General features: G+C 72.9%; 19 protein-coding genes and 1 riboswitch. Of the genes, 10 read left to right on the plus strand and 9 right to left on the minus strand.

Annotated elements, in window-relative coordinates:
* Positions 1–5 precede the first annotated feature (5 nt).
* Entirely contained in the window at positions 6–1,532 is a 1,527-nt protein-coding gene (locus AC0VX0_RS01180) for a CoA-acylating methylmalonate-semialdehyde dehydrogenase (RefSeq protein WP_119217564.1), read from the minus strand.
* Between the two features lie 179 nt (positions 1,533–1,711).
* On the opposite strand from AC0VX0_RS01180, the gene AC0VX0_RS01185 reads away from it, so the two are divergent.
* Positions 1,712–2,485 carry an SDR family NAD(P)-dependent oxidoreductase gene (locus AC0VX0_RS01185; RefSeq protein WP_070708774.1) on the plus strand — a complete coding sequence of 258 codons (774 nt, stop codon included), beginning with the start codon at positions 1,712–1,714 and terminating at the stop codon, positions 2,483–2,485.
* 29 nt (positions 2,486–2,514) lie between these two features.
* Here the strand turns inward: AC0VX0_RS01185 and AC0VX0_RS01190 are convergent, their stop codons facing one another.
* Together AC0VX0_RS01190 and AC0VX0_RS01195 are read right to left on the minus strand one after the other, a co-directional pair.
* Positions 2,515–3,072, minus strand: coding sequence for a MarR family winged helix-turn-helix transcriptional regulator (locus tag AC0VX0_RS01190; RefSeq protein WP_036316148.1), 558 nt, complete (start codon positions 3,070–3,072; stop codon positions 2,515–2,517).
* A gap of 78 nt (positions 3,073–3,150) precedes the next feature.
* The gene (locus tag AC0VX0_RS01195; protein WP_119217562.1) at positions 3,151–4,932 is read right to left on the minus strand and encodes an AMP-binding protein; all 1,782 of its coding nucleotides are present in this window, start codon (positions 4,930–4,932) and stop codon (positions 3,151–3,153) included.
* 150 nt (positions 4,933–5,082) lie between these two features.
* On the opposite strand from AC0VX0_RS01195, the gene AC0VX0_RS01200 reads away from it, so the two are divergent.
* On the plus strand, positions 5,083–6,291 hold the full coding sequence (locus tag AC0VX0_RS01200) for an acyl-CoA dehydrogenase family protein (RefSeq protein ID WP_475451771.1): 1,209 nt from the start codon (positions 5,083–5,085) through the stop codon (positions 6,289–6,291).
* Here AC0VX0_RS01200 and AC0VX0_RS01205 read toward each other — a convergent pair.
* Together AC0VX0_RS01205 and AC0VX0_RS01210 are read right to left on the minus strand one after the other, a co-directional pair.
* Positions 6,266–7,006: a YoaK family protein gene (locus AC0VX0_RS01205; protein WP_049146719.1), complete on the minus strand. Its 741-nt coding sequence runs from the start codon at positions 7,004–7,006 to the stop codon at positions 6,266–6,268. The genes AC0VX0_RS01200 and AC0VX0_RS01205 overlap by 26 nt on opposite strands.
* A gap of 83 nt (positions 7,007–7,089) precedes the next feature.
* Positions 7,090–7,461 carry an ectoine synthase gene (locus AC0VX0_RS01210; RefSeq protein WP_020624813.1) on the minus strand — a complete coding sequence of 124 codons (372 nt, stop codon included), beginning with the start codon at positions 7,459–7,461 and terminating at the stop codon, positions 7,090–7,092.
* A 201-nt stretch (positions 7,462–7,662) separates the two neighbouring features.
* A riboswitch (glycine riboswitch) is annotated at positions 7,663–7,779 on the plus strand.
* 161 nt (positions 7,780–7,940) lie between these two features.
* On the opposite strand from AC0VX0_RS01210, the gene gcvP reads away from it, so the two are divergent.
* The 3 genes from gcvP to AC0VX0_RS01225 all read left to right on the plus strand — a co-directional run bounded on the left by gcvP (position 7,941) and on the right by AC0VX0_RS01225 (position 13,008).
* Positions 7,941–10,877: an aminomethyl-transferring glycine dehydrogenase gene (gene gcvP, locus AC0VX0_RS01215; RefSeq protein ID WP_144861906.1), complete on the plus strand. Its 2,937-nt coding sequence runs from the start codon at positions 7,941–7,943 to the stop codon at positions 10,875–10,877.
* A gap of 13 nt (positions 10,878–10,890) precedes the next feature.
* The gene (gcvT, locus tag AC0VX0_RS01220; RefSeq protein WP_044659070.1) at positions 10,891–12,057 is read left to right on the plus strand and encodes a glycine cleavage system aminomethyltransferase GcvT; all 1,167 of its coding nucleotides are present in this window, start codon (positions 10,891–10,893) and stop codon (positions 12,055–12,057) included.
* A 117-nt stretch (positions 12,058–12,174) separates the two neighbouring features.
* The gene (locus AC0VX0_RS01225) at positions 12,175–13,008 is read left to right on the plus strand and encodes a thermonuclease family protein (RefSeq protein WP_002856692.1); all 834 of its coding nucleotides are present in this window, start codon (positions 12,175–12,177) and stop codon (positions 13,006–13,008) included.
* A gap of 11 nt (positions 13,009–13,019) precedes the next feature.
* On the opposite strand, the gene AC0VX0_RS01230 is transcribed toward AC0VX0_RS01225, so the two are convergent.
* Entirely contained in the window at positions 13,020–13,703 is a 684-nt protein-coding gene (locus AC0VX0_RS01230; protein ID WP_061867535.1) for a response regulator, read from the minus strand.
* Between the two features lie 151 nt (positions 13,704–13,854).
* Here AC0VX0_RS01230 and AC0VX0_RS01235 point away from each other — a divergent pair, with 151 nt between their 5' ends.
* Both AC0VX0_RS01235 and AC0VX0_RS01240 read left to right on the plus strand, forming a co-directional pair.
* Positions 13,855–14,028 (plus strand): hypothetical protein, encoded by a 174-nt coding sequence (locus AC0VX0_RS01235; protein WP_002856694.1) that lies wholly within the window; start codon positions 13,855–13,857, stop codon positions 14,026–14,028.
* 21 nt (positions 14,029–14,049) lie between these two features.
* Positions 14,050–15,309, plus strand: a complete 1,260-nt coding sequence (locus tag AC0VX0_RS01240; protein WP_044659069.1) for a sensor histidine kinase — start codon at positions 14,050–14,052, stop codon at positions 15,307–15,309.
* A gap of 250 nt (positions 15,310–15,559) precedes the next feature.
* Here the strand turns inward: AC0VX0_RS01240 and AC0VX0_RS01245 are convergent, their stop codons facing one another.
* From AC0VX0_RS01245 to AC0VX0_RS01255, 3 genes are all read right to left on the minus strand, one after another.
* The gene (locus tag AC0VX0_RS01245) at positions 15,560–16,045 is read right to left on the minus strand and encodes a hypothetical protein (protein ID WP_044659068.1); all 486 of its coding nucleotides are present in this window, start codon (positions 16,043–16,045) and stop codon (positions 15,560–15,562) included.
* Between the two features lie 90 nt (positions 16,046–16,135).
* Positions 16,136–17,191 carry a hypothetical protein gene (locus AC0VX0_RS01250; protein ID WP_475451775.1) on the minus strand — a complete coding sequence of 352 codons (1,056 nt, stop codon included), beginning with the start codon at positions 17,189–17,191 and terminating at the stop codon, positions 16,136–16,138.
* Between the two features lie 56 nt (positions 17,192–17,247).
* Positions 17,248–18,093: a hydroxymethylpyrimidine/phosphomethylpyrimidine kinase gene (locus AC0VX0_RS01255; RefSeq protein WP_020624820.1), complete on the minus strand. Its 846-nt coding sequence runs from the start codon at positions 18,091–18,093 to the stop codon at positions 17,248–17,250.
* A 131-nt stretch (positions 18,094–18,224) separates the two neighbouring features.
* Between AC0VX0_RS01255 and AC0VX0_RS01260 the strand changes: the two genes are divergently transcribed.
* From AC0VX0_RS01260 to AC0VX0_RS01270, 3 genes are all read left to right on the plus strand, one after another.
* Complete coding sequence (locus AC0VX0_RS01260; RefSeq protein WP_020624821.1) at positions 18,225–18,689, plus strand: DUF4126 domain-containing protein; 465 nt, start codon at positions 18,225–18,227, stop codon at positions 18,687–18,689.
* On the plus strand, positions 18,686–19,009 hold the full coding sequence (locus AC0VX0_RS01265) for a putative quinol monooxygenase (RefSeq protein WP_010079505.1): 324 nt from the start codon (positions 18,686–18,688) through the stop codon (positions 19,007–19,009). Before AC0VX0_RS01260 ends, AC0VX0_RS01265 begins: the two co-directional genes overlap by 4 nt.
* Before the next feature lie 99 nt (positions 19,010–19,108).
* Positions 19,109–19,744 carry a GNAT family N-acetyltransferase gene (locus AC0VX0_RS01270; protein WP_020624823.1) on the plus strand — a complete coding sequence of 212 codons (636 nt, stop codon included), beginning with the start codon at positions 19,109–19,111 and terminating at the stop codon, positions 19,742–19,744.
* Position 19,745: the final 1 nt, after the last annotated feature.

Here is a 19,745-nt window from a genome sequence, read left to right on the forward strand (position 1 = left end):
GGCGGTCAGGAGCCGGCCGGCATCACGAAGCTGGCGCCCTCGCGCACGCCGGAGGGCCAGCGCGTGGTGACGGTCTTCGTCTTGGTGTAGAACTTCAGCCCGTCCGTGCCGTGCTGGTTCAGGTCGCCGAAGCCGGAGGCCTTCCAGCCGCCGAAGGTGTAGTAGGCGATCGGCACGGGGATCGGCACGTTCACGCCGACCATGCCGGTGTCCACGCGGGTGGAGAAGTCGCGGGCGGCGTCGCCGTCGCGGGTGAAGATGGCCACGCCGTTGCCGAACTCGTGCTCGTTCACGAGCGTGAGCGCCTCCTCGTAGTCCTTCGCGCGGACCACGGAGAGCACCGGGCCGAAGATCTCCTCGCGGTAGATGCTCATCTCCGGGGTGACGCGGTCGAACAGGGTGGCGCCCACGTAGAAGCCGTCCTCGTGGCCCTCGACGACGACGCCCCGGCCGTCCTCGACCAGGTCGGCGCCCGCCTCGACGCCGGCCGCGATGTAGCCCTCGATGCGCTCCTTCGCGTCCTTCGAGACGACGGGGCCGAAGTCCGAGGACGCCTCGAGCGACGGGCCGACCCTGAGGTCCTTCACGCGCTCGCGGAGCAGCGCGATCAGGCGGTCGGCGGTCTCCTCGCCGACCGGGACGGCCACGGAGATCGCCATGCAGCGCTCGCCGGCGGAGCCGAAGGCGGCGCCGACCAGGGCGTCGGCGGTCATCTCGAGGTCCGCGTCCGGCATGACCACGGCGTGGTTCTTGGCCCCGCCGAAGCACTGCGCGCGCTTGCCCATGCGGCCGGCGTGGGCGTAGATGGACTGCGCGATCGGGGTGGAGCCGACGAAGCCGACGGCCTTGACGCGCGGGTCCTCGATGAGCGCGTCCACGGCGGCCTTGTCGCCGTGCACCACGTTGAGGGCGCCGGCGGGCATGCCGGCCTCGAGGGCCAGCTCGGCCAGGCGCACCGGGACGGAGGGGTCGCGCTCGGAGGGCTTGAGGACGAAGGCGTTGCCCGCCGCCAGGGCGATGCCGGCCTTCCACAGCGGGATCATCGCCGGGAAGTTGAAGGGCGTGATGCCCACGGCCACGCCGAGCGGCTGGCGCATGGAGTGCACGTCGATGCCGGTGCCCGCGTCGGCGGTGAACTCACCCTTGAGCAGGTGCGGGGCGCCCGCGGCGAACTCCACGACCTCGATGCCGCGCTGGATGTCGCCCTTGGCGTCCGGGAAGGTCTTGCCGTGCTCCTGGGCGAGCACGGTGGCCAGCTCGTCCATGTTCTCGTTGATCAGGTCGACCCAGCGCAGCAGGATGCGGCCGCGGCGCTGCGGATTCAGCGTCGACCACGCTGCGAAGCCCTCCTCGGCGGAGGCCAGGGCGGCGTCGATCTCCTCGGCGGAGGCCAGCGCCACGCGGCCCGCCACGCGGCCCGTGGCCGGGTGGTAGACGTCGCTGTGCCGACCGGAGGCGCCCTCGCGCCGCTCGCCGTGCACGAAGTGGGGGATCACGGGGGCGGTCTCGGTGGGCGCGGTCTTCTCGGACATGGGGGCTCCTCGCGGGTCCAGGCGGAAGGCGGACGCCGGGCGGCGCCGCCCACGGCGGGCGGGGCGGGCCCGGCCGTGCGTGTGATCTGGGTTACTCGTCCGCTAATCTAGGATGAGAACGTAGGACATGCAACTATCGAAATCGGGGGGTATCCCGAGGAGGAAGGGAGGGTCCGCCCATGGACCTGTCGAACCAGAGCGCGATCGTCACCGGCGGGGCCTCGGGCCTCGGCCATGCCACCGCCCGCCGCCTGGCGGACGCGGGCGCCGCCGTCGTGGTGGTGGACCTGCCGGACCGCGAGGGCGAGACCGTCCGCGCGGACGCTGTGGCCGCCCTCGGTCCCCGTGCGCGCTTCGTGACGGGCGACGTCACCGCCGAGGACACCGCCCGGGAGGCCGTGGCCGCCGCGCTGGAGGCCGGGCCGCTGCGGGTGCTGGTCAACTGCGCCGGGGTGGCGACGCCGGGCAAGCTCGTGGGTCGCGACGGGCCGCTGTCCGCCGAGGTGCTGAGCCGGGTTCTGGCGATCAACGCGGTCGGCACCGTGTCGATGATGGCCCAGGCCGCCGCCGCGATGAAGGCGCAGGAGCCGCTCGGCGAGGACCGCGGCGTCATCGTCAATACCGCCTCCGTGGCGGCCTACGACGGGCAGATCGGCCAGATCGCGTACTCCGCCTCCAAGGGCGCCGTGGTCGCGCTGACCCTGCCCGCGGCCCGCGAGCTCGCCTCCTCGCAGATCCGCGTGGTCACGATCGCCCCCGGTCTGATGGAGACGCCCATGATGGCCGGCCTGCCCGAGGCCGCCCGCGAGGCGCTGTCCACCAAGACCCCGCATCCGGCCCGCCTCGGCCGGCCCGAGGACTACGCGCTGCTCGTCGAGCAGATCGTGTCCAACCCGTTCCTGAACGGCGAGGTCATCCGGCTCGACGGCGCCGTGCGCCTCGAGCCCCGCTGAGTCGGACGGTCCGGAGGCCGGAGGGCGCGTCAGGAGGAGGTGTGCTCCGCCGTCGCGGGCGCGCCGGCGTCGGGGCCGTCGGCCTGGAAGTCGCCGGCCTCGGCGCGGAACCGGCCGAGGACGTCGATGAGGGTGTCCACGTCCGCCGGACCGAAGCCGGAACGGCCGAAGACCTCGGCGTTGAGCGTCTCCGTGGCGGCGACGGCGACGCGCCGGCCCTCGTCCGTGAGGGCGAGCACGAGCGCGCGGCGGTCCGACTCGTGGGGGGTGCGCTCCACCAGCCCGGCGGCCTCGAGCCGGTCCACCGCATTGGTCACCGAGGTGGGGTGGACCTGCAGGAGCGCGGACGCCTTGGACATCCGCATCCGCTTCTCGCGCGAGAAGTTCAGCAGCGCCAGCAGCTCGTACCGCGCGAAGGTGAGCCCGTAGGGCTTGAGCGCGGCCTGCGCCCGACCCAGCAGGATCTGCTGGGCCCGCATGATCGAGGTGATGGCGGCCATCGGGCGGGCGACGTCACCCCATCCGTGACGCTCCCAGTTCCGGGCGGCCTCCCGGATGGGGTCCTGGGCGAGGGGTGGCTTCTTCATGGCGCTCCAGACTAGCGGCGCACCGGGGGTCCCCCGCCACCGCCGGACACGGACGGGGCGGTGGCGGGGAACGGCCGGTCAGCGCTGCAGGTCCAGGTCCTCCTCCCGGAACTCGGTGCCGTAGCCGTCCGGGGCGGCGCCCGTCTGGGCGCGCTCGACCTCGGCCTTGCGCAGCTCCACGCGGCGGATCTTGCCCGAGATGGTCTTCGGCAGCTCGAGGAACTCGATGCGGCGGATGCGCTTGTACGGGGGCAGCTGGGTGAGCGTGAACTGCAGGATCGCCCGGGCGGTCTCCGCGGTGGGCTCATGGCCCGGGGCGAGGGTGACGAAGGCCTTCGGCACGGCCAGTCGCAGCTCGTCCGGGGTGGGGACGATCGCGCCCTCCATCACGGCCGGGTGCTTGACCAGCACCGACTCCAGCTCGAACGGGGACACCTTGTAGTCCGAGGACTTGAAGACGTCGTCCGCGCGGCCCACATAGGTCAGCACGCCGTTCTCGTCGCGGCGGGCGATGTCACCGGTGTGGAACACGCCGTCGCGGAACACCTCGTCCGTCTTCTCCTGATTGCCGTAGTAGGACTTCAGCAGGCCCACCGGACGCGGGTCCAGGCGCAGGCAGATCTCGCCCTCCTCGGCCTCCTGGCCCGTGAGCGGGTCGAGCAGGGTGACGTCCATGCCGGGCAGCGGGCGGCCCATGGAGCCGATGACGACCTTCTGGCCCGGGGTGTTGGCGATCTGCAGGGTGGTCTCGGTCATCCCGAAGCCGTCGCGGATCGTGGTTCCCCACGCCTTGTGCACCTGGTCGATCACCTCGGCGTTGAGCGGCTCGCCCGCGGAGATGGTCTTGGTCGGCGGGGTCGTCAGCTGCGCCAGGTCCGCCTTGATGAGCATGCGCCACACGGTGGGCGGGGCGCAGAAGCTCGTGACGCCGTAGCGCTCCATGTTGGCCATCAGGGCCGCGGGGTCGAACTTGCGGGCGTTGTGCACGAAGATCGTGGCCTCCGCGATCCACGGGGCGAAGAAGTTGGACCACGCGTGCTTGGCCCAGCCCGGGGAGGCCACGTTGAGGTGCACGTCGCCCGGCTCCAGACCGATCCAGTAGAGCGTCGTGAGGTGGCCGACCGGGTACGAGGTGTGGGTGTGCTCCACGAGCTTCGGCTTCGAGGTGGTGCCCGAGGTGAAGTAGAAGAGCAGCGTCTCGTCGGCGGGGGTCGGCTCGGCCGGGGTCAGCTCGGTGGCGGCGTCGTCGGCGTCGTCGTAGGAGAGCACGGTGTGGCCGGCGACCTCGGGGGCGCGGCGCGCCGGGCCCTCCGCGAAGACGCCCGGCACGTGCACCAGGTGCAGGTCCTCGCCGACTCCGGCGAACTTGGCCAGGTCCTCGGCGCCGGCCACGGCCCACGCGGCGCCGGCGCGCGTCACGCGGTCCTCGAGGTCCCCGGAGGTCATCTGCGTGGTGGTGGGCACCATGACCACCCGCAGCTTGATGCAGGCGAGCATGAACTCCCACAGCTCCACCTGGTTGTTCAGCATCAGGATGAGGCGGTCGCCGCGGCGCAGGCCCTGCGCGGAGAGCCAGTTCGCCACCCGGCTGGAGGCCGCGGAGAGCTCGGCGAAGGTGCGTTCGGTGCTGCGCCCGTCGTCCTCGGCGATGATCAGCGCCGGCACGTCCGCGCGGGCCGGGTCCTGGGCCAGGCGGTCGAACCAGTCGAAGCCGAAGTTGAAGTGCTCGAAGCGGGGCCACTCGAACTCGGCGCGGGCGCGCTCATAGTCGGTCTGGCACTCGACCAGCAGGTCGCGGGCCGCGCGGAACACCTCCGTCGGCGACGGGGCGGCGACGGCGGTGGGGTCCTGGACGGTCATGGGTCCCTCCTCGGGATGGCTGCTGAACGGATCCTTGGCCGGGGGTCTGTGATCTGGAACACTACTGGCAGACCTGGATAGTTGGAAGTCCTACAGTCGGATTCGCGGCGAAACCGCCCGCCGTCGTCGGACCGCCCCCGAAGGAGAGCCATGACCGCCATCGCCAACCGCCCCGTCCCCGCCTCCGGCGCGCCCGCCGTCACCCCCGGCCTGCCCCACGTGGACCTGCTGCGCCTGCGGGACCGCCTCGAGCCGGCCGAGCGTGCCCGGCTCGACGCGATCGAGGACCACCTCCAGACCCGCGTGCGGCCGCACCTGACCCGGTACTGGGACGCCGAGGAGTTCGCGTTCGACCTGCTGCCGGGCCTGGCCGAGCTGGGTCTGGGGCGCCTCGTCCTGGACGGCTCGTCCTCGCTGTTCCAGCAGCTCGTGCACGCGGAGATCGCCCGCGTGGACCTGTCCCTGTCCGCCCTCGTGGGCATCCACAACGAGCTCAACCTCGGCATGATCGCCGGCCTGGGCTCGGAGCGGCAGAAGGCCACGTGGCAGGGGCGCCTCGAATCCTTCGACGCCCTGGGCGCGTTCTGCCTCACGGAGCCGGACCACGGCTCGGACATCGCCGGCGGCCTCGCCACCACCGCCACCCGCGACGGCGACGAGTGGGTCATCCGCGGTGCCAAGCGCTGGATCGGGGCCGGCACGATCGCCGACGTCGCGCTCGTCTGGGCGCGCGACACCGCCGACGGCGAGATCAAGGGCTTCGTGGTGCCCACCGACACCCCCGGCTACGAGGCCACCAAGATCAGCGGGAAGATGGGCCTGCGGATCATGCAGAACGCGGACATCACCCTGGACGTGCGCCTGCCCGCGGACGCGATCCTGCCCGGCGCCACCACCTTCGCCGCCACCCGTGCCTTGCTGCGCGACTCGCGCATGTGGGTCGGCTGGCAGGGCGTCGGCGCGCAGATGGGCGTGTTGGACGTGCTGCGCTCCTATGCGCTGCGGCGGGAGCAGTTCGGCCGCCCGCTGGCCGCGTTCCAGCTGATCCAGGCCCAGATCGCCGAGGTCGCCGGCAACCTGGCCGCCTCCGCCGGGATGATGCTTCAGGTGGACGCCCTGCGGCAGGAGGGGCGGATGGAGATGATGCACGCGGCGATGGCCAAGGCCACCTCGACCCGGCTGGCCCGGTCCTCGGCGGCGCTCGCCCGCGACGCCCTCGGCGGCAACGGCCTGCTCACGGAGCACGAGATCGCCAAGATCATGGGGGACGTGGAGGCCATCTACTCCTACGAGGGCTCCTACGGCATGAACACCCTGATCGTGGGGCGGGCCCTCACCGGTGTCTCGGCTTTCGTGTGAGCCACGCGTCCTGCAGGTCCTGGATCAGCGGGCGGTGGGCGATGAGCAGCAGCACGCCGGCCACCGGGATGACCACCTCGAAGCCCAGCCAGAGGTAGCCGGCCGCGCCCGCCACCCCGCCCAGGAAGAACAGGGCCACGAGCAGCGCCAGCAGTCCCACGCGCCGCGGTTCCCCGACGACGGGGGCCGCGGCCCCGGGGCCGTTGCGGTACAGGATCTTGCCGAGCTCGACGCCGATGTCCGTGACCATGCCCGTCACGTGCGTGGTGCGGATCGGCCACGCCCCGATGCGGGTGATCAAGGCGTTCTGCAGGCCCATGGTGAAGCACAGCACGGCCACCACGACCAGCGGCCGGTGCGCATCGCGGACGTGCTCGGCGAGCAGGCCGAACACCAGCATGCCGACGCCCTCGAGCAGGAGGATGTTGGCGTACCGCGACCGGAGGCCGTTGACCCGGCCCCAGTTGAACACCAGCGCGCAGACGACCGCGCCCAGGATGAACATGGCCAGCGCGAGCAGGCCCGTGCCGACCAGACCCGGGGCGTGGAGGACCGCCGCGTCCGCCATGGACGCCACGATCCCCGTCATGTGGGACGTGTACGTGGCCACGGCGACGAAGCCCACGGAGTTGAGGATCCCCGCGATCGCGGTCAGCACCAGCGCCAGGTGGGTGTTGCGGCGCACGGTGCGCTCGGGGGCGCACAGGTTGAGCACCCCGCCACCCTACGACCGGACGCCGCCGTCGGCGCCGACGCGGGAGGCGCCGTCGTCGACGCCTCCCGTCACCGTGCCCGGGCTCAGTAGCTGGAGTAGCCGTCCTCCGACAGGGTGTGCTTCTCGTCGCCGGTGATGGCGGGGTTGAACACCGAGATCAGGTGCATGTCCTCGGTGCCGCCGCGCAGGTCGTGCGGCTCGTGGTCCGGCAGGACGTAGATGACACCCGGCGTGATCTCGTGGACGGTGCCGTCCGGCTCCACCACGGAGCCGTTGCCCGCGATGCAGTAACAGGCCTCCTGGTGGTTGCGGTACTGGAGCTTCGAGGACGATCCGGCGCGCACGATCGTGTGGGCGACGGCGAAACCCATCTCGTCCTTCGCGGTGATGAGGCGTTCGGAGGTGCCTCCGCCCCACTCGACCTTCTCGACGTCGTTCCGGCTGCGGGTGTACATGGGTGGATCGCTCCCTCGGTCGGCTCCGGGGCGGAGGAACACGTCCGCCCGTCCTCGCCACGGTAGGCACGGGCGCGTGGGGCGACTCAACCCCTCCCGGGCGCCCGTTTCATCAACGAAAGCCTTCGACACGCCCCGTCCGGCCCCTCCCGGGCGCCCTGTGACGCGGCCTACACGTGTGGGATACTGACGGCACGCCGCATGCCCCGCGCGGGAGAGCGTCGGCGCGCGTCCTGCCCCGGCCGGCCGCGTGAGCAGGCCGCCGAAGGAGCAAACCCTCCCCGGGAATCTCTCAGGCATCCGTACCGCGTGGGGTCAGGCGCTCTGGAAAGCGTCTCACTCCGCCGCGCCCGCGTCCGGACCGAGACCACCGACGGTGCAAGCCGCCCACCCGGGCGTCGGAAACTCTCAGGTCCATGACAGAGCGGGGAGGAGCAGACCCACGCCGTGACCACGGCAGGATCCCCCGGAGGTACCCCGTGACCAGCCCCCAGACCACCGAGAGCACGACCGCGCTGCCCCACGAGCGCGTCGAGCCCAAGGACACCGCCTCGGCCCCCTTCGTGGCCCGCCACATCGGCCCGCGCCCCGCGGACGTCGAGCACATGCTGCAGACCCTGGGCTACGACTCGCTCGAGGCCCTCGTGGACACCGCCGTCCCCGCCGGCATCCGCCAGCCGAAGCCCCTCGAGCTGCCCGCCCCGCTGACCGAGTCCGCGGTCCTGGAGCAGCTGCGCGAGATCGCCGGCCGCAACGTCATGAAGACCCAGATGATCGGGCAGGGCTTCTCGGACACCGTCACCCCGGGCGTCATCCTCCGCAAGGTGCTGGAGAACCCGGCCTGGTACACGGCCTACACGCCGTACCAGCCGGAGATCTCCCAGGGCCGCCTCGAAGCCCTCCTGAACTACCAGACGATGGTCCAGGACCTCACCGGCCTGGACATCGCCAACGCCTCTCTGCTGGACGAGGCCTCCGCCGCCGCCGAGGCCGTGCTCCTCATGCACCGCGCCAACCGTCGCAGGACCGACGGCGTCACCCTCCTCGACGCGGACCTCTTCCCGCAGACCCTCTCCGTGGTGCGCCTGCGTGCCGAGGCCGTGGGCATCGACGTGCGCGTGGCCGACCTCTCCGCAGGCATCCCGGAGGACGTCCGCGCCGAGGTCGAGGAGAAGGGCCTGTGCGGCGTCGTGCTGCAGCAGCCCGGCGACTCCGGCCGCATCCACGACCACGCCGCCGTCATCGCGCAGGCCAAGGAGGCCGGCGCCCTCGTGACCGTCGCGGCGGACATCCTCTCCCTCGCCCTGATCACCCCGCCCGGGGAACAGGGCGCGGACATCGCCGTCGGCTCCACGCAGCGCTTCGGCGTGCCCCTGTTCTTCGGCGGCCCCCACGCCGCCTACATGGCCGTGAAGGAGGGCCTGCAGCGCAGCATGCCGGGCCGCCTCGTGGGCGTCTCCCACGACGACGCCGGCAAGCCCGCCTACCGCCTCGCCCTCCAGACGCGCGAACAGCACATCCGGCGCGAGAAGGCCACCTCCAACATCTGCACCGCCCAGGCGCTGCTCGCGATCGTCGCCTCGATGTACGCCGTCTACCACGGCCCCCAGGGCATCGCCCGCATCGCCCGCCACGCCCACGCCCAGGCCGTCCGCCTGGCGGAGGCGCTGCGGGCCGGTGGCGTCGAGGTCGCCGAGGAGCACTTCTTCGACACGATCACCGTCCGCGTGCCCGGCCGGGCCGAGCAGGTCCTGCAGGCCGCCGAGGAGAACGGCGTGAACCTGCGCCTGGTGGACGCGGACACCCTGCGGATCGCAGCCGATGAGACCACCGTCGACGCCGACCTCGTGGCCGTCCTGACGGCGTTCGGCCTGGACGCGGGCTCCCTGCCGGCCTCTGCGCACGAGGGCGCCGTGGCCACCCCGGCCGTGCCGGAGTCGCTGCGCCGCTCCTCCGCGTTCATGATGCACCCGGTGTTCAACACCCACCACTCGGAGACGAAGATGCTGCGCTACCTGCGCCGCCTCTCCGGCTACGACCTGGCGCTGGACCGCACCATGATCCCGCTGGGCTCGTGCACCATGAAGCTCAATGCCACCGCGGAGATGGAGGCCATCTCCTGGCCCGAGTTCTGCTCCATCCACCCGTTCGCGCCCGACCACCAGACCGAGGGCTGGCGGTTCCTGATCGCGGATCTGGAGGCCAAGCTCGCCGAGATCACCGGCTACGCGGGCGTCTCGGTGGCCCCGAACGCCGGCTCGCAGGGCGAGTTCGCGGGCCTGTGGGCCATCCGCCAGTACCACCTGGCCCGCGGTGAGGGTGAGCGGGACATCTGCCTGATCCCGGCCTCCGCCCACGGCACCAACGCGGCCTCGGCCGTGCTGGCGGGGCTGAAGGTCGTCGTCGTCGCCACCGCCGACGACGGCACGATCGACGCCGCCGACCTGGACGCCAAGATCGCGGCGAACGAGGGCCGCATCGCGGCCATCATGATCACCTACCCCTCCACGCACGGCGTCTACGACGCCGACGTCAAGGAGGTCTGCGCCACGGTGCACGCCGCGGGCGGCCAGGTGTACATCGACGGCGCCAACCTCAACGCGCTCGTGGGCCTGGCCCAGCCGGGCGAGTTCGGCGGAGACGTCTCCCACCTGAACCTGCACAAGACGTTCTGCATCCCGCACGGCGGCGGGGGCCCGGGCGTGGGCCCCGTGGCGGTGGGCGAGCACCTGGTGCCGTACCTGCCCTCCCGCGAGGCCCTGATGACCGCGGCCCCGCACGGCTCGGCCGGCGTGCTGCCCATCTCCTGGGCCTACATCCACCTGATGGGCGCCGAGGGCCTGCGCTCCGCCACCGCGCACGCGCTGCTGGGCGCCAACTACATCTCCCGCCGCCTCGCGCCCCTCTACCCGACGCTGTACACGGGCAACGACGGCCTCGTGGCGCACGAGTGCATCCTCGACCTGCGCGAGCTCACGGCCCGCACGGGCGTGACCGCCGAGGACGTCTGCAAGCGCCTCATCGACTACGGGTTCCACGCCCCCACCCTGGCGTTCCCCGTGGCCGGCACGCTCATGGTGGAGCCCACCGAGTCCGAGGACCTCGAGGAGATCGAGCGGTTCATCGAGGCCATGGAGGCCATCCACGCCGAGATCACCGCCGTCACCCCGGAGACCGTGGCGGACTCCGTCCTGCGCCGCGCCCCGCACACCCTCAACGTCCTGATGGCCGACGAGTGGGACCGCCCCTACTCGCGCGCCCAGGCGGGCACGCCGGTGCCGGGCCTGCGTCTGGACAAGTACCTGCCGCCGGTGGGCCGCATCGACGGCGCCTACGGCGATCGCAACCTCGTGTGCTCGTGCCCGCCGCCCGAGGCGTTCGAGGGCGCCGTGGCCGACACCGCCGACGAGGACTGAGAGGATCACCCCCATGAGCGATTCGACGCGCAACTCCCCGCTGCACCCGGTCCACGAGGCCGCGGGCGCCACGTTCACGGACTTCGGCGGCTGGAACATGCCCCTGAAGTACGGCTCCGAGCTGGCCGAGCACAAGGCCGTGCGCACCTCCGCAGGCCTGTTCGACCTCTCCCACATGGGCGAGATCCGGGTCACCGGCCCGGAGGCCGGGGCCATGCTGGACCACGCCCTCTCGAGCGTGCTCTCCACGTTGAAGCCCGGCCGCGCCAAGTACGCCCTGTGCCTGACGGACGCCGGCACCATCCTCGACGACACGATCGTCTACCGGATGGACGACGGCGAGGCCGGCTCCGAGCCCGACTACCTGGTGGTGCCCAACGCTGGCAACATCGCCGCGGTCCACACCGCCCTGAACCAGCGGGCGTCGGGCTGGGACGCCGTCGTCGAGGACGAGTCCTCGACCACCGCCCTCGTGGCCGTGCAGGGCCCGCAGGCCGAGAGGATCCTCGCCCGGGCCATGCCGGAGGCCGCGGCGCAGCTGGCCGAGCTGAAGTACTACGGCCACCTGACCCTGACCGTGCCCACGGACGCCGGTGACGTCATCGCCGTCGTCGCCCGCACCGGCTACACCGGTGAGGACGGCTTCGAGCTGTTCCTGCCCGCCGCCTCCACCGCCGAGGCCGGCGACCGCGGCTCCGCCGTGTGGAACACGATGCTCTCGGCCGCGGACGAGGCGGGCGTGGAGCTGACGCTGTGCGGGCTCGCCTCGCGGGACTCGCTGCGCCTCGAGGCGGGCATGCCGCTCTACGGCAACGAGCTGGACACCGGGCACCAGCCGCACGCCTCCGGCGTCGGCTTCGCGGTGCCCGCGAGCAAGGAGGCCGACTTCGTCGGACGATCCGCGCTGGTCGGCAGGGACGACGTCGAGGAGGTCCTCGTGGGGCTGCAGGGCGCGGGTCGGCGTGCCGCCCGGCACGGTTACGCCGTGCTGGACGAGTCCGGCGAGCGGGTGGGCGAGGTGACCTCGGGCGCCCCCAGCCCGACCCTCGGACACCCCATCGCCCTGGCCCGTGTCCGCCGCGACGTGGCCGCCGAGGGCACGTCCCTGCAGGTGGACCTGCGCGGCCGCGGCGAGCCGTTCACCGTGGTGGCCACGCCGTTCTACCGCCGGGAGCGCTGAGCCCGACGCAGCCGTCCCTCGGCCCGCCGCTCGGCGGTCCCGGGGCCCTTCGCTAGACTCGGGCTCCGGGCCGTCGTCGCGGCCCCCCGTCCCGCCGTCCACCTGCAGGAAGTCCGCATGACTCACGTCGCCGCCCGTGCCCGGGTCCCCCTGAAGGGGCTGCTGGTCTTCCTCGCCGTCGCCGCCGTCCTGCTCCTGCTGGGCATCGTCACCGTCCTCCGCGGCGTGGCCGCCGACGCCGCCCGCGTGGACATCGTCACCGTGCTGGACGGCAACACCGTGGTGGTGAACCAAGGCGGCACCGAGCGGACCGTGGTCCTCGCCGGCGTCACGAGCGCGGGCCGCAACCCCGAGGGCCTCAAGGTCGGCCCCAACCTCTGCATGGGGGAGGAGTCCTACGCCTGGCTGCGTGATCGGCTCCCGCAGGGGGCGACCGCGAGCATGACCACCTCGGACGAGGGCGCGCCCGAGGGGATGGAGAGCGCGGTCATCTCGATCGGCGGCGGCACCGTCAACGTGGCCATGGCGGAGGCCGGCATGGCCGCCCCCACGGAGGTCGCCGTCGGCAAGCGCCTGGCGGAGGAGATCGCCCAGGCCAATCAGGAGGCCGTGGGTCGCGGCGTGGGGCTCTACGACATCGAGGAGCCCTGCACGTACCAGAACCGGCTCTACGAGGCCCAGTTCGCCCTGGAGCAGATCCCGGAGGACGCGGAGGCGTCCCTGACGAAGATCGACGAGCGAGCGGTGGAGTACGCGGCCGGCCTGGACCAGGTGCGCCTGGTGCAGCAGGAGATCCGGGCCCTCGACCCGGAGAACGGCACGTTCGCCGACCTCGCCTACGGGCCGGCCAAGGAGTCGCTCCTGGCCGAGGCGGACCCGGTGGTGGAGCACGGGATGCAAGTCCTGAAGGACCTCAACACGCGGCGCAACGAGATCGCGGCCCGTGGCTGACCCCGCCGCGCTCAGTCCAGGGCGAGGGTGACGAGCCCGAGCTGGGCCGCCCGGATGATCAGCTGGACGCGGTCGCGGACCTCCAGCTTGGCCATGATCCGCGTGAGGTTGGCCTTGACCGTGGACTCGGAGACGAAGAGGTTCGCGGCGATCTCCGGGTTCGACTGACCCCTGGCCAGCAGCCGCAGCACGCCCAGCTCCCGCTCGGTGAGGTCGGAGCCGTCGGGGCTGCCGGGCTGCACCGAGGTGGGGCCCACCGTCGGCCGGTCCCGCTCGATCGAGACGAGCAGCTTGGTCGCCACGGCGGGGGAGAGCACGGACTCGCCGCGATGGACGGCCTGAATGGCGCCCAGGATGGCCGGCGGCTCCGCGTCCTTGAGGAGGTAGCCGCCCGCTCCGGCGCGCAGGGCCGGCACGAGGTAGTCCTCGGACGTGAACGTGGTGATCGCCAGGACCCGGATCGCGGGGTGGGTGTCCTTGATCCGGCGTGTGGCCTCCACCCCGTCCATCAGGGGCATCTGCATGTCCATCAGGACCACGTCCGGCTCGATGGCGGCGCACGCCTCCACGGCTTCGACGCCGTTGGCGACCACACCCACGCAGGTCATGCCGGGGGCAGAGTCGACGAGCACGCGGAGCGCGCCGCTCATGAGCGGCTGGTCGTCGGCGATCAGGATGCGCAGCTCTTCGGACACGCAGGTCAGCGTAACCGGTGCTGTGGCGCATGCCACCTTGTCGGCGTCGGGGCGAGGCCGGGGTGCCCGCCGGCCGTCATCTGCGCCATGCCGCGGCGCGGCCTGTGCGCGGCGTGCACCATTTGTGACGGGCGTCATACATACTGGGGCCATGAAGACTCGCGCTCTCCTCGCTTCCGCTCTCCTTCTCGCCTCCACCCTCGTCGGCGCTCCGGCCGCCGCCGCCTCGGCGGCCTCGGCCGAGGACGACGTCGTCACGACCCTGGGCCTCGGCAAAGGCACTGCGGAGTGGACGTGCCGCCACTTCGGCATCTGGTGCGACTGACCCCGGGGCGGTCCGCCCCCGATGCCTGATTCGAGCCCATCGACCCCCTCCGTCCGGAGCGGCGCGCCCTCCCGGGCGCGCCGCTCTTCGGCGTGGCGTCAGGCGCGCAGCCTGCGGTGGCGCGCGTTCTGGGCCGCGGCGCCGCTGAGCCGCGTCTATCTCGCCTTCGGGTCGGCGTTCCTGCTCGCCTCGACCGCGTCCGACATCGGTCTGTTCGGCCCGGGCCACGGCGTCATCCCGGTCCTGGACGGGATCGCCATCGCGTCGGCGACCAGCGCCTTCCTCGCCCAGTGGTGGCGCAGCACGGTGGGCTTCGCCCTGCTCCTGCCCGGGGCCGTCGCGACCGTCGTCGGCGGTTCCGAGGTGCTCTTCGCCGTCGTCGCGCCCGTGGTCCTCGGGGCCGTCGCGGCGACCGCCCGTTCCTGGGGGTTCGTCGTCACGGCCGCCGTCCTGGCGCTGACCTGGGGCGTCGCCCAGCCGTTCGCGGTGGGTCAGGCGAACGCGACGTGGTTCATCCTGCTGCTCATGTCCATGGGCCTCGGCGGCGGGCTCTTCATCCGCGAGAGCCTGACCCGGCGGGAGCGGGATCGCCGCCGGGTGTTCGAGGCGGAGGAACGGGCCCGGCTGGCTGCCGAGGCCGAGCGTCGCTCCCTGGCCCGCGACCTGCACGACGTGGTCGCGCACAACCTCACGATCATCTCGATGCAGGCCCGGACGGCACGCTACCTCGGCACCCCGGAGGCGGCTCAGAGCGTGCTGGACGTGGTGGGGGACTCCGCGAAGGACGCGCTGCGGGACCTGCGGCGCATGCTCTCCGTCCTCCAGGAGGACGGGATCGTGGACCCGAGCGGTGAGCCGGGCGCCGCGGGGGACGCGGACGGCGCGACGTCCGCGGATCCGGTCCTGTCCGTGGCCCGCCTGGCCGAGGAGCTGCGCAGTCTCGGAATGACGGTGGAGACGGACGTCCGCTGCGACCAGAACGCGATGCCGATCTCCGTGCGGTCCACCCTGCACCGGGTGCTCCAGGAGGCCACCACGAACGTCGCCAAGCACGCCGGCGAGGGCGCGCGCGTGCGCATCGAACTCCGCGACGCGGGGTCGGACGTGGTGCTCGCGGTGGAGAACACCGTCGCCGAGCGGTCCGGCCCGCCGCAGTGGAACTCCTCCGGTGTGGGCCTGAACTCCATGCGGGATCGCGTGGCCACCTTCGGCGGCGCGATCGAGGCCGGGCCGGGGGGCTGGGGGTGGCGGGTGCGCGCGGTGCTCCCCCGGTCCGTCTGACTGAGGCCGGCGCCGGCACCGTCATGGACCACGTCCATGTGAGCTGCCTCACATCATCGCCCGAAAGTCTGCACCATCCGCCACTGTCGGGGGCGCCGTCGTCCCTCCTAGAGTGGGTCATGCCCCATTGAGACGGTGCACAGTGCGAATCACGAGCCGGGATACATGCCTGAGGGGATGCGGGCCCCGGACGCGGTTCCGAGAAGGACGATGGCCATCCGGCCATCGTCCTTTCTCGTTGCGGGCGTGCTCAGGCCGGCTCGGTGCGCGACGGCTCCGGGGTGACCGTGCGGACGAGGGGACGGGCCGCCGTCCGGCCCAGGGCCATGAGCACGGCGGCCGGGAATCCGATCACCGGGATGAGCATCGGCAGGATGCCCGCCGCGCCCTGCGTGAGCACCACCAGGCCGTAGAGCATGCCGATCAGCGCGTACGCCAGCACGTGGACCCACTGGTTGAGCACGTGCCGGAACGCCCAGTTCACGAGCAGGCACAGCGGCAGCCCCACCACCAGCCCGGCGACCCCGACCACCGTCAGCAGCGGTGTCAGGCTGCCGAAGGCCTGCAGGCCCGGGACCACGGCCAGGACCGCCACCACGGCGGCCATCACGAGGTTGGGCAGCAGCCAGGCCACGAGGAACCCGTTCAGTCCCATGCGCAGCTGCGGGCAGGGGCCGGAACGGGCCGCGCGGCGACGGGCACGGGCGGCGGACGCGACCGGGGCGGGGGTGGTCATGGCGGGAACTCTCCGGGAGGGGGATCGACGACGTCGGGCGGGTCCCCACTGTAGTGGGCCGGGCTGGACGGGCCCCGGGAGAGTTCCCGGTCAGGCGCGCCGGTCGCCGTCCACGTGGAAGGCCAGGTCCTCGACGCCGGGGAAGGACTCGATCTCCTGGAACGCGTCCCAGGCGTCGCTGTCCGCCTCGGCGTCCGCGGGCAGGGTCACCGTCAGGGCGCCGATCTCCCCGTCGATCACCTGCAGGCGCAGCTCGAGCTCGTGTCCTCCGGCGGATCCGGAGGCGAAGCGGCCGCGGACGGGCCAGACGCAGTCGTTCGGCACCGCGCGCCGGACGTCGTCGTCGGTCTGGACGACGAGCGGCACCCAGTCCGGGACCTCGCCGGCTTCACGGATGGCCTCGGCCACCGAGGTGACGGTGCGGGCGTGCGGCAGCTGGGAGCGCAGCGCCTCAGCCCCGGGCAGGTCCCGGCCCTCGGCCAGCGCCGGGTCGAGCAGGGTCTCGAGCAGGACGCGCACCTCGACCGGCAGCTCGGCGGTGGCCTCCGGCTCGACCTCGTCGACCGTGTCCTCGTCCAGGCCGGCGGGTCCGGTGACGGCGAGTTCGACGGCGTCGCGGCGGGTCCGGCGGGCGTCCTCGTTGGCCAGCAGCATCGCCAGGGAGGCCGCTGCGGCCAGCGCGACGCGCGGGGCGGGGACGCCGGCCCGCTGGAGCCCGCGCACCACGGCGCCGTCGACCCGGTCGTTCAGGCCGGTGGTGCGCAGCGCGACCGCCGCGACCGCGCCGCCGACGGCCAGTCCGCCGAGCCCGCGCAGGGCACGCGCGGCGGGGGAGGGGGCCACCTCGCCGTCGGCGATCGCGGCGGTGTGGAGGGCGTTGGCGGTCTCGGCCGCGAGAAACGTGCCGCTGACGGCGGCCTCGAGCTCTGCGAGGGCCCGACGCTCGCGCCCTCGGCGGGCGTGCGGATCCAGCAGGGTGAGCCCGCCGACCGCGGCCGCCGCCGCCAGCCCGTAGAGCCGGCCGCCCGGGGCGAGGGCGCGCTGGCGCAGCGCGGGGAAGACGGCCTCGACGCCGTCGACGGGAACGGACGACGCCGAGTGGTGGACCTCGCCGGGGGCGGAAGGGGCGGGGGAGGGGAGCTTCATGCCCCCAGTGTGGCGCACCGCCCGGCTCAGGACGAGTCAGCGGCCCACGTGCGCGCTCAAGCGGAGCGCAGGCCGCCCTGCCACAGGGCGGCGAACGGCGTGCGGCCCTCCACCGCCTGCGCGATGCCGGCTCGCACGAACTCCTTGGCGCGGCGCGCGGCCTCGAGCGTGGTGGCACCCTTGGCCAACTCGGCGGTGACGGCGGCGGCGAGCGAGCAGCCCGCACCAGAGACGCCGGACTGGCCGATCTTCGGGGCGGAGAGCACCTCCACGGTGTCCCCGTCCACGAACACGTCCACGGCGTCCGGGCCGGGCAGGTGCATCCCGCCCTTGGCCAGGACGGCCGCGCCGGAGATCTCGTGGATGCGCCGAGCGGCCGCCGTCAGGTCCTCGACCGAGCGCACGGTCATGCCGGAGAGCTGCTCCGTCTCGAAGTGGTTCGGGGTGGTGAAGGTGGCCAGCGGCAGCAGCTCGGCCTTGAGCGCCTGGTCCGTGTCCAGGGCGTGGCCCGGCTCCTGGCCCTTGCAGATGAGCACGGGGTCCAGGACCACGTGGTCCCACTCGGCGCGGCGCAGGGCCGCGGCCGAGGTGCGGATGACCTCCGGGGAGCCCTGCATGCCCAGCTTCACGGTGCGCAGCCGCTCCGGGTAGTCGCCCTGGATGGCGTCGAGCTGCTGCTGGAGGATCTCGGTGGGCACGGGGAAGAAGCGGTGGTTCCAGTCGTCCTCCGGGTCGAAGGAGACGATGCAGGTCAGCGCCACGATGCCGAAGACGCCGAGTTCCTGGAACGTCTTGAGGTCGGCCTGGGCGCCGGCGCCGCCGGTGGCCTCGGACCCGGCGATGGTCAGGGCGAGCGCGGGGGCGGAGGCGGAGTGCTGGGGGGAGTGAGCGGTCTGGGGCATGCGCCCATGGTAGGACCGACCCCGGACGGGAAGCGCCCGACGGCCGGCGGTGTTCACCGGGGAACGAGGGTCCTCGGACCCGGAGCGTCCGCCCGGGCGCCCCGAGCGACCCGCGAAGGACGGGGACGGACGTGCTCGCGTTCCTCACCGGCACGGGCCTGGCCACCTCGGCCGGGCTCAACGCCTACATCCCCCTGCTCGCCCTGGGTCTGCTGGACCGGTTCACGGGGCTCGTCGACCTGCCCGCGGGGTGGACGTGGCTCTCCGCCGACGCCTCCCTCTGGATCCTCGGCGCCCTGCTCGCGCTCGAGCTCGTCGCGGACAAGATCCCCGGGGTGGACGCGGTCAACGACGTCGTCCAGACGGTCGTGGGAGCCGACACGGTCACGGTGGGGGCCGCCGCGCCCGTGCTCTCGGCGGCCGAGGACGTCTCGGCGGCCGGCCTCGTCGCGGCCGCGCTGTTCCTGCCGGTGCTGGTCGCCGTGCTGGTGGTCGCCGTCGTCGTGGGCCTGTGGCTGCTGGCCCGGCGGTTCCGCGCGCGGCGGACGCGAGGCCGTGCCGCGGCCGTGCCGGGTGGACCAGAATGGACGGCATGATCCTCATCAACCTGAAGTTCACCGTCCAGCCCGAGCGTGCCGACGAGTGGATGGACGCCGTCGCGAAGTACACCGCGGACGTGCGCTCCGAGCCCGGCAACCTGTTCTTCGAGTGGTACCGCCCGGTGGAAGGCGGCCCGAACGAGTACTTCCTGCTCGAGGGGTTCACGGACGAGGGTGCGCAGGCCCACGTCGCGTCCCCGCACTTCCAGGAGGGCCTGGACGCGATGCGCCCGCTGCTGGCGAGCACGCCCCAGATCATCTCCGAGCAGGTCGGTGCGGAGGGCTTCGGCCCGATGGGCGAGCTGCAGATCGACTGAGCCCGCCCCCGGCCGGAGGAGGCGACGGCGCCCGCGTCACGAGCGTGACGCAGGGCGCCGTCCCTGTATCCGGGGTCACACCCTGGCTACGGTGAGCGCATGAGCGCCGAGCAGAACAGCATCCAGACCCCCGGCTACCGCGCCGCCCACGTCCCCGCCGGCCAGGATCTCGGTCACCGCTGGTCCACCCGCGAGGCCGATCACGACGATCCGGCGGACCGCCGCGCCGTCCGCCAGATCGCCGAACTCGCCTTCGCGTCCACGGCCGAGGCCGACCTCGTCGAGGCGCTCGCCGGCGGCGCGGAGGGCTGGCTGCCCCAGTACTCCCTCGTGGCCATGACGGCCGCGATCCCCGGCACGGACCTGCAGTCGGACCCGATGGGCTACGGCACCCTGGTCCGGGCCCACATCGACGACGCCGAAGTGCTCGCCCTCGCCCCTCACGGCGTCCTGCCCGAGCATCAGGGCGAGGGCGCCGGCACCGCGCTCGTCAACGCCCTGCTCCAGAAGGCCCAGGCCGACGGCGAGGAGGTCGTGGTGGTCTACGGCTGGCCCGAGTACTACGCGAAGTTCGGCTTCCACCGGGCCTCCGAGCACGGCGTGCACGCGGCCTTCGCCCGGCAGCCCGAGGCGCTGCAGGTCCTCACGCTCCAGGACGGGGCCGAGGTGCCGGCCGGCGAGTTCCGCTACCCGCCCGCGTTCGGGGCGGAGAACGCGCAGGTCGCCGGCCGCTGAG

It is taken from the genome of Micrococcus sp. iso_26, assembly GCF_056172975.1.

Bases quoted from the DNA above. Each gene is read 5' to 3' on its own strand.
- AC0VX0_RS01180 (WP_119217564.1), bottom strand. From the start codon at position 1,532: ATGTCCGAGAAGACCGCGCCCACCGAGACCGCCCCCGTGATCCCCCAC.
- AC0VX0_RS01185 (WP_070708774.1), top strand. From the start codon at position 1,712: ATGGACCTGTCGAACCAGAGCGCGATCGTCACCGGCGGGGCCTCGGGC.
- AC0VX0_RS01190 (WP_036316148.1), bottom strand. From the start codon at position 3,072: ATGAAGAAGCCACCCCTCGCCCAGGACCCCATCCGGGAGGCCGCCCGG.
- AC0VX0_RS01195 (WP_119217562.1), bottom strand. From the start codon at position 4,932: ATGACCGTCCAGGACCCCACCGCCGTCGCCGCCCCGTCGCCGACGGAG.
- AC0VX0_RS01200 (WP_475451771.1), top strand. From the start codon at position 5,083: ATGACCGCCATCGCCAACCGCCCCGTCCCCGCCTCCGGCGCGCCCGCC.
- AC0VX0_RS01210 (WP_020624813.1), bottom strand. From the start codon at position 7,461: ATGTACACCCGCAGCCGGAACGACGTCGAGAAGGTCGAGTGGGGCGGA.
- gcvT (WP_044659070.1), top strand. From the start codon at position 10,891: ATGAGCGATTCGACGCGCAACTCCCCGCTGCACCCGGTCCACGAGGCC.
- AC0VX0_RS01225 (WP_002856692.1), top strand. From the start codon at position 12,175: ATGACTCACGTCGCCGCCCGTGCCCGGGTCCCCCTGAAGGGGCTGCTG.
- AC0VX0_RS01235 (WP_002856694.1), top strand. From the start codon at position 13,855: ATGAAGACTCGCGCTCTCCTCGCTTCCGCTCTCCTTCTCGCCTCCACC.
- AC0VX0_RS01240 (WP_044659069.1), top strand. From the start codon at position 14,050: ATGCCTGATTCGAGCCCATCGACCCCCTCCGTCCGGAGCGGCGCGCCC.
- AC0VX0_RS01245 (WP_044659068.1), bottom strand. From the start codon at position 16,045: ATGACCACCCCCGCCCCGGTCGCGTCCGCCGCCCGTGCCCGTCGCCGC.
- AC0VX0_RS01250 (WP_475451775.1), bottom strand. From the start codon at position 17,191: ATGAAGCTCCCCTCCCCCGCCCCTTCCGCCCCCGGCGAGGTCCACCAC.
- AC0VX0_RS01255 (WP_020624820.1), bottom strand. From the start codon at position 18,093: ATGCCCCAGACCGCTCACTCCCCCCAGCACTCCGCCTCCGCCCCCGCG.
- AC0VX0_RS01265 (WP_010079505.1), top strand. From the start codon at position 18,686: ATGATCCTCATCAACCTGAAGTTCACCGTCCAGCCCGAGCGTGCCGAC.
- AC0VX0_RS01270 (WP_020624823.1), top strand. From the start codon at position 19,109: ATGAGCGCCGAGCAGAACAGCATCCAGACCCCCGGCTACCGCGCCGCC.